Annotated in this window: 8 protein-coding genes; 1 reads left to right on the top strand and 7 read right to left on the bottom strand. The window is 68.3% G+C overall.

Going from position 1 to position 7,084, the window contains the following annotated elements; translation table 11 throughout:
• Window positions 1–93: 93 nt before the first annotated feature.
• From DXK21_RS12985 to DXK21_RS12960, 6 genes are all read right to left on the bottom strand, one after another.
• Complete coding sequence (locus DXK21_RS12985; RefSeq protein ID WP_245945220.1) at window positions 94–1,041, bottom strand: TraB/GumN family protein; 948 nt, start codon at window positions 1,039–1,041, stop codon at window positions 94–96.
• A gap of 53 nt (window positions 1,042–1,094) precedes the next feature.
• A complete protein-coding gene (locus tag DXK21_RS12980; RefSeq protein WP_114818203.1) occupies window positions 1,095–1,289 on the bottom strand; it encodes a helix-turn-helix transcriptional regulator in 195 nt (64 codons plus the stop codon).
• A 10-nt stretch (window positions 1,290–1,299) separates the two neighbouring features.
• A complete protein-coding gene (locus tag DXK21_RS12975) occupies window positions 1,300–1,758 on the bottom strand; it encodes a hypothetical protein (protein ID WP_114818202.1) in 459 nt (152 codons plus the stop codon).
• A gap of 64 nt (window positions 1,759–1,822) precedes the next feature.
• Window positions 1,823–3,040, bottom strand: coding sequence for a DNA recombination protein RmuC (locus DXK21_RS12970; protein WP_114818201.1), 1,218 nt, complete (start codon window positions 3,038–3,040; stop codon window positions 1,823–1,825).
• Between the two features lie 246 nt (window positions 3,041–3,286).
• On the bottom strand, window positions 3,287–3,904 hold the full coding sequence (gene recR, locus DXK21_RS12965; protein ID WP_114818200.1) for a recombination mediator RecR: 618 nt from the start codon (window positions 3,902–3,904) through the stop codon (window positions 3,287–3,289).
• Window positions 3,904–4,233: a YbaB/EbfC family nucleoid-associated protein gene (locus DXK21_RS12960; protein WP_114818199.1), complete on the bottom strand. Its 330-nt coding sequence runs from the start codon at window positions 4,231–4,233 to the stop codon at window positions 3,904–3,906. The genes recR and DXK21_RS12960 overlap by 1 nt, the downstream gene beginning before the upstream one ends.
• Window positions 4,234–4,404: 171 nt before the next feature.
• On the opposite strand from DXK21_RS12960, the gene DXK21_RS12955 reads away from it, so the two are divergent.
• The gene (locus DXK21_RS12955; RefSeq protein WP_114818198.1) at window positions 4,405–5,019 is read left to right on the top strand and encodes a malonic semialdehyde reductase; all 615 of its coding nucleotides are present in this window, start codon (window positions 4,405–4,407) and stop codon (window positions 5,017–5,019) included.
• 110 nt (window positions 5,020–5,129) lie between these two features.
• Here the strand turns inward: DXK21_RS12955 and DXK21_RS12950 are convergent, their stop codons facing one another.
• Window positions 5,130–6,986, bottom strand: coding sequence for a DNA polymerase III subunit gamma/tau (locus DXK21_RS12950; RefSeq protein ID WP_114818197.1), 1,857 nt, complete (start codon window positions 6,984–6,986; stop codon window positions 5,130–5,132).
• Window positions 6,987–7,084 lie beyond the last annotated feature (98 nt).

The following is a 7,084-nucleotide window of genomic DNA, read 5'->3' as shown; positions in this document are numbered from 1 at the left end:
ACCGCCGCCATGGGCCAGGGTCGTCAGTCTGGGTTCTGCTTGGGTCATGCCCCCGCGTCCCGCGTCGCGGCCCAGAGGTCAAGCGTCCTGGCGTTAATCGGTGATCCGGGTCGTCGTGATCCCGCGTTGCGCCAGCTTGCTCTGCAAGCTGTCCGCGCCCGCCAGATGGCCCGCGCCGACCGAGATGAAGGCCGTCCCGGAGCCCGCGAGCAGGGTCTGGATCTGATCGGCCCAGGTCTCGTTCCGGTTGGTCAGCATGACAGCGTACATTTCCGGGGATTCCGACTTCATCTCCTGACCGATCAGGACATCCAGACCGTCGACGTCGCCGGTCGACCAGGCCGTGACCATGCGGCCGAGCATGGCGTCAGCCTGATCAAACTCCTTGAGGCCCGAGCGCAGCATGGCCAGTTGGGCGTCTTCAGACATATCGGCGATGAAGCCGATCTGCTGGGAGGCGGTTTCAAAACCCTTGATCGGCTTGCCCGTGGCGGCGGCGCGGGCGTGCAGGACCTGATCGCCGCCGTTGGCGGGGACGTAGCCGGCCTTGGCGATCGAGGCGAGCGCCAGTTGCAGACTGGCCAGCCAGGGGCGCAACGGGTCCAACTGCGCCGCCGTCGCCCCGACCGTGCGCGCGGCGGCGTCGAGGTCGGCCATCTCCTCGGCGGTCAGAAGGCTGGACAGGGGGCGGTCGGGCGAGACGCCCTTGGCCTGGATCAGGGGCATGACGCCGTCCTGATTGGCGAGGTCGGCGATTTCGAACCAGTATTCGTCGGCGCTGGCGAAGGCCTGATCCACGCGGGCCGTGCCCCACGGCGTCTCGGGCTTCAGCACGTGGACCGTACCGAACAGATAGAGGGTCGAATCCGCGTCCTTGATCACCCACAAGGCCGGGCCCGAGCCCTCGGGCGCTGCGGTGACGGCGACGGGGGCAGCCACCGACGATTGCGCCATCGCCGACGGGGCCATCAGCAGGGCGGACAGGGCGGCGCCGACGGTCAGCGTCGAACGCACGCAGGCGGTCAGTCGGTCGAAACGCATGGCAGGCATCCTTTTGAAGAGAGGCGATGACGGGGCGCGTCGGCCAGCGACGACTATTCCTCGTCCGAGAAGATGGATTCGATCGGCATCTGGAACAGGCGCGCGATCTTGAAGGCCAGCGGCAGGGAGGGGTCGTAGCGACCGGTCTCCAGCGCATTGACGGTCTGGCGCGAGACGCCGAGTTCGGTGGCCAGGTGGGCCTGGCTCCAGTCGCGCTCGGCGCGCAGGACCTTGAGACGGTTGTTCATGCCGCGTCCCTCAACGCCGCCCCAGCCACCACCAGGCCCAGGCGATGGTGTAGCCGATCAGCATCAGCGTCAGCATGGCGAAGGCGCCGGTGGCGGCGTAGGCGGCGGGGTCGGTGCGTTCGGAATACCAGGCGGGAATATGGATCGCGGCGGCCTGCGGCAGCGAGGCCATGATCACCAGAACCCCGCCAACGGCCATGCCGCCCGAACCGCCCCAGAACCAAGCCCACTTGTGCGCTTCCCGCGCCGCTTCGTCGATGGAGGACATCCACTTGAAGCCGACCCACAGGGAAATCAGCATGGTGACGGCGGCGAAGCCCCCGACCGCCCACAGGGCGCCCGCGCTGGACGTGATGTCCTGGCCCTGGGTCTCAAGATAGGCCAGGACGCCGCCCATGAGGAAGGCGGCCAGCATGATCAATCCGAAACCGATGACGGACTGGATGATGAGTTTACGCTTGCCGGCCACAACGCCCCCTTAATCTGACAAGGACGTTTTACACTGTCGTCCGCCGCCGTCAAGCGAGGCAGCGCTACTCTGCCGGGGCGTTCAGCAGCTCGGGGCGACTGAGGGTGCGCGGCGACTGTTCGACGGCGGGCAGGTCGGGCAGCTCCTTGCCCTCATGATCGACCTGCAGGTCCTCGAAGCGACGGGCCGAGACCATGACCTGGCTCTCCAGCGAGCCGACGAACTGGTTGTACTTGCCGACGGCGGTTTCCAGCGCCCGGCCGACCGAGGCGGCGTGGCCGCCCATGACCGACAGGCGCTTGTAAAGCTCCTTGCCCAGCTTGGCGACGTCCTCGGCGTTCTTCGCCTGCTCTTCGGCGCGCCAGCCGTAGGCGACGGCCTTGCACAGGGCGAAGAGGGTGGTGGGGGTGACGATGACGACCCGCGAGGCCATGGCCTGGGTCATCAGCTCGGGCTCGTGATCCAGGGCGGCGGACAGGAAGGCGTCGCCGGGCACGAACATGGCGACGAAGTCGGGACTGGGCTTGAACTGGTCCTGATAGGCCTTGGACGACAGCTGGCGCACGTGGGTCTTCATGCTGGCGGCGGTGCGGGCCGACATCGCCTTGCCCTGGGCTTCCTCGTCGCCGTCCGCCTCGTCGGCGAAGGCCAGGGAGACCTTGGCGTCGATCACGAACATGCCGCCGCCGGGCAGCTTGATGATGAAGTCCGGGCGCTGCTGACGACCCTCGTCATTGGCGGAGGAGTTCTGCTCCTCGAAGTCGAAACGGCCCGCCATGCCGGCGGCTTCCAGCACATTGCGGCAGGTCTGCTCGCCCCAGCGGCCGCGACGGCCGGTATTGCCCTTCAGGGCCTCGGTCAGGCGGCGCGCCTCGTCGCGGGTGGCGGTCGAGGCGGTCATCAGGGCGGCCAGTTGCTCCTTCAGCCCCCCGGTGTCCTCGGCGCGGGTCTTCTCCAGAGCGGCGACGTGTTCCTGGAACTTGGCGAGGGTTTCCGAGACGGGCTTGAGCTGGGCCTCCATGCGTTCGCGGGCGACGCGGTCCTGGGCCTGGAAGGTCTCGGTGGCGCGGGCCACTAGCTTGCTCGCCACGGCCTCGGCCGACTGGGAGGCCTGAGCCTTGAGGAACTCCGCCATGGAATCGCGGCTCTCCTCCATCAGCTCCAGCCGGGCGTCGGCGGCTTCGAGCGCCCCCTTGGCCTTCTGCCAGCCCATGAAGGCCCAGAAGAAGCCGGCGACAGCGGCCACGGCGACGACCAGCAGGATGAGTTCGAGCGTGTTCATGCTCCGTTCCTAGCCGGAGTCGGGGGTTGATAATAGTCACCCTCTCCCGATGGGAGAGGGCTTGAGCGCACGAGAGCGTCAGCGATCGTTCTTGCGCGAAAGGGTGAGGGTTGGCGGGTGAAGTTGGTCGAAGGCCTCCGCGAGACGGCTTGCGCCGACTGACGGGGCGGACCCTCACCCTTTCGCCTGGCGGCTCGCCTTCGGCTCTCCGAGGCTCAAGCCCTCTCCCATCGGGAGAGGGAAGTTTTACGCCGGCCGTCTGGCCCGCAGGGCCTGGATGATCGTGCCGTCGTCCAGCCAGTCGAGCTCGCCGCCGACGGGCACGCCGCGCGCCAGGGACGTGACTTCGACGCCCGCCGCCGACAGGCGTTCGGCCAAGTAGTGGGCCGTGGTCTGGCCGTCGACGGTGGCGGGCAGGGCCAAGACGACCTCGCGCGCTTCGCCGCCCCCCATCTCGCCGCCCCTGACGCGGCCGATCAATTCGGCGATGCGAAGCTGCTCAGGCCCGACCCCGTCCAGAGCCGACAGCAGGCCGCCCAGGACGTGATACTTGCCGCGAAAGGCGCCGGAGCGCTCCATGGCCCACAGGGCGCCGGCCTCCTCGACCACGCAGATCAGAGCGTTGTCGCGGGTGTTGTCGGAACAGATCGAGCAGGGATCGCGCGTGTCGGGCGCGGCGCAGATCGAGCAGTTGACGACCTTCTCGGCGGTTTCAGCCAGCGAGGCGGCCAGCGGCACGAGAAGCTGCTCGCGTCGCTTCAACAGGGCCAGGGCCGCGCGCCGGGCCGAGCGCGGCCCCATGCCCGGCAGCTTGGCCAGCAGGCTGATGAGCCGTTCGATTTCCGGCCCGGCGGAAGCGGCCATCAGAAGAGTTTCGGCATTCCGGGGATGTTCATCCCGGCCATGGGGCCGGCAGCCTCGCGCATCAGGGCGCTGTTGACCTCGTCCAGCTTGCGCTTGGCGTCGGCGTGGGCGGCGACGATCAGGTCGGCCAGGATCTCGCCCTCGCCGGGCGCCATCAGGCTGTCGTCGATCTTCACGGCGGTGATCTCGCCGGGGCCTTTCAGGGCAATGGTGACAAGGCCGCCGCCCGAGGTGCCCTCGGCGGTGGTTTCGGCCATCTTGGCCTGGGCGTCCTGCAGCTTTTGCTGCATGGCCTGGGCCTGTTGCATCAGGGCGTTGAGGTCTTTCATCCCCTCTAGATAGGGCGATCCGCGGCCCGGCTCCAGCCCCCGCGACAGAAGGCCCCTTTAACGCGGGTCGCCATCCGCAACAGTTTTTGTGGTGATTGCTCTTGACCTGATCGACGGAAGCGCCAAATAGCAACCATACAAGTTGCTAATCCTGTTCAGGAGGTTCTCCCCATGGCTTTCGACGCCCTTTCCGCTCGCGACGTTCCGGTGTCCGACGCCGTTCTGGCCCAGCTGTTCACCGAGGCGCGCACGCGCAACGGCTGGAGCGAACGGCCTGTGTCCGACGCCCTGATCCGCAAGCTCTACGACCTGACCAAGTTCGGCCCGACGGCGGTGAACGCCACGCCCGCCCGCTTCGTCTTCGTCACCTCGCCTGAGGCCAAGGCCCGTCTGTCCGTGCACATGAGCGAGGGCAACCGCGCCAAGACCCTGGCTGCGCCGGTGAACCTGATCATCGGCCAGGATATCGATTTCCACGACACCCTGCCCAAGCTGTTCCCACACGCGCCGGGCGCCCGCGACTGGTTCCTGGACGAGGCGGGTCGCCGGGAAGCCGCCTTCCGCAACGCCTCGCTGCAAGGCGGCTATCTGACCATTGCGGCCCGCGCCCTGGGCCTGGACGTGGGTCCGATGTCAGGCTTCGATGCGGCGGGCGTGAAGGCTGAGTTCTTCCCCGACAGCAAGGTCGAGCCGAACTTCATCATGAACCTGGGCTACGGCACGGACGAGAACCTGTTCCCGCGCTCGCCGCGCCTCGACTTCGAGGAAGCCGCGCAGATTCTGTAAGCCAGTGATCGTCATCCCGGACGGCGCGCAGCGCCGATCCGGGACCGCCCAAGACGCCGCGTTCCTGCGGTCCCGGACAGCCCTGCGGGCTTCCGGGATGACGGACTAGATCAGTCTTCCTCGTCGTCTTCCGGGATGGCGGGCATTTCCACCGCCGGGGCCAGGGTCTTGATGTCCTTGATCTCGGCGCCGGGGAAGGCCTGCATGATGGAGACGACGAAGGGGTCCGCCTCGACCGCCGCACGGCGGACGGAGCGGGCCTTTTTCTCGACCTCGATCAGGGTCTCGCCGCCGCCCTGGCCGTTGGCGGCGATCAGCCAGGTGCGGCCGGTCCATTCCTTGAGCCGCGAGGCCAGACGCCGCGCCAGATCGACGGGCGAGCCCTGTGCGGGTTCATAGACGATGGCGCCGGGCTTGAACGACACCGGCCGGACGTAGCGTTCTACGTCCATCTGCAGCGTGATTTCGCGCTTCTCGCCGATCAGGGCGACCACGGCCTCGAAGGTCTGAGGATCGGGCAGGGCCGGTTGGGCCATGGGCCGCGCCGCCAGCATGGCCGAGGCGCCGCCTCCTCCTCCTGAGCCGCCGCCGCGCGGGCCGCCAGCGCCGCCGCCCGGCAGGGTTCCGCCCGACTGGATGGCCTTCAGCGCCTCTTCAGGTCCCGGCAGGTCGGCGGCGTAGGCCAGACGGACGATGGCCATTTCCACGGCGTCGGCGGGGTTCGGCGCGCGCCGCACCTCGTCCAGGGCCTTGAGCAGCATCTGCCACGTCCGCGACAGGGTTCCCGCCGAGATGGCCGCGCCCAGCGCCGTCAGCTTCTGCGCCTGATCATTGGGCAGGCGGGTGGCGTTCGGGCCGAGCATCTTGGCGACCGAGGCGGCGTGGCAGTGCTCCAGCAGGTCGTTCGTCACCTGCACCGGATCGGCGCCATAGCCGTAGAGCGTGCGGAAGTTATCCAGCGCCTCAGCCGTGCGCCCCGCCATGACGGATTCGAACAGGGCGATGGTTTGCGTGCGGTCGGCCAGACCCAGCATGTCGCGCACGGTGGCGGTCTGCACCGTCTGCCCGTGCTCGGCCTGAACCAGGGCCTGGTCCAGCAGGCTGAGGCCGTCGCGGACCGAACCCTCGGCGGCGCGGGAAATCAGCGCCAGGGCCTCCTGCTCGATCTTCATGCCTTCGCGGTCGGCGATGCGGCCCAGGTGGCCGACCAGGACCTCGGGCTCGACGCGGCGCAGGTCGAAGCGCTGGCAGCGGCTGAGGATCGTCACCGGGACCTTGCGGATCTCGGTAGTGGCGAAGATGAATTTGGCGTGGGGCGGCGGCTCTTCCAGCGTCTTCAGCAGGGCGTTGAACGCCTGCGTCGACAGCATGTGGACCTCGTCGAGGACATAGACCTTGTAGCGGGCCTCTACGGGTGCGTAGCGGACGCTCTCCAGAATGTCGCGGATGTCGTTGACGCCGGTGTGCGACGCGGCGTCCATCTCCATGACGTCCATGTGCTGGCCGGCCATGATGGAGGCGTCGTGGCGCCCGTGCGCCGTCAGGCTCAACGACGGCTTGTCGATGACGTCGGTTTCGTTGTTCAGGGCGCGGGCCAAGAGGCGGGCGGTCGTCGTCTTGCCGACGCCTCTCACCCCGGTCAGCATGAAGGCGTGGGCGATACGGCCCGTGGCGAAGGCGTTGGTCAGGGTCCTGACCATGGCTTCCTGCCCGATCAGGTCCTCGAAGGTGCGCGGCCGGTATTTGCGCGCCAGGACCTTGTAGGCGCCGTCGTCGGCGGGCTCGTCGGCGAAGGGTTGAGCCTTGGCGGACGTCGGGGCGGGCGTCGAGGCGGGCGCGGCGACCGGGGCCGCCACAGGCTCGGGCGCAGCAGCGGGCGCGCCGAACATGTCGTCGGTGTTCTCGTCCCGCTCGGGAACGTCCTCCTCCCAGGGAGGGCCATCAAGATCAGGATCGACGTCGCTCATGATCCTGTCTTAGCGCGCGCAAGCCGCCAGCGCATCCTCCGCTTGGCCGATATGCACCGTCAATCGCGCAGCCGCGTCACGGCGCTGACGCCTGGGTC

Origin of the sequence: Brevundimonas bullata (assembly GCF_003350205.1) — a bacterium.
In the GTDB taxonomy this organism is placed as follows: domain Bacteria; phylum Pseudomonadota; class Alphaproteobacteria; order Caulobacterales; family Caulobacteraceae; genus Brevundimonas; species Brevundimonas bullata.
Note: the sequence above shows the minus strand (reverse complement) of the source record. Positions and strands in the feature narration are given on the sequence as shown.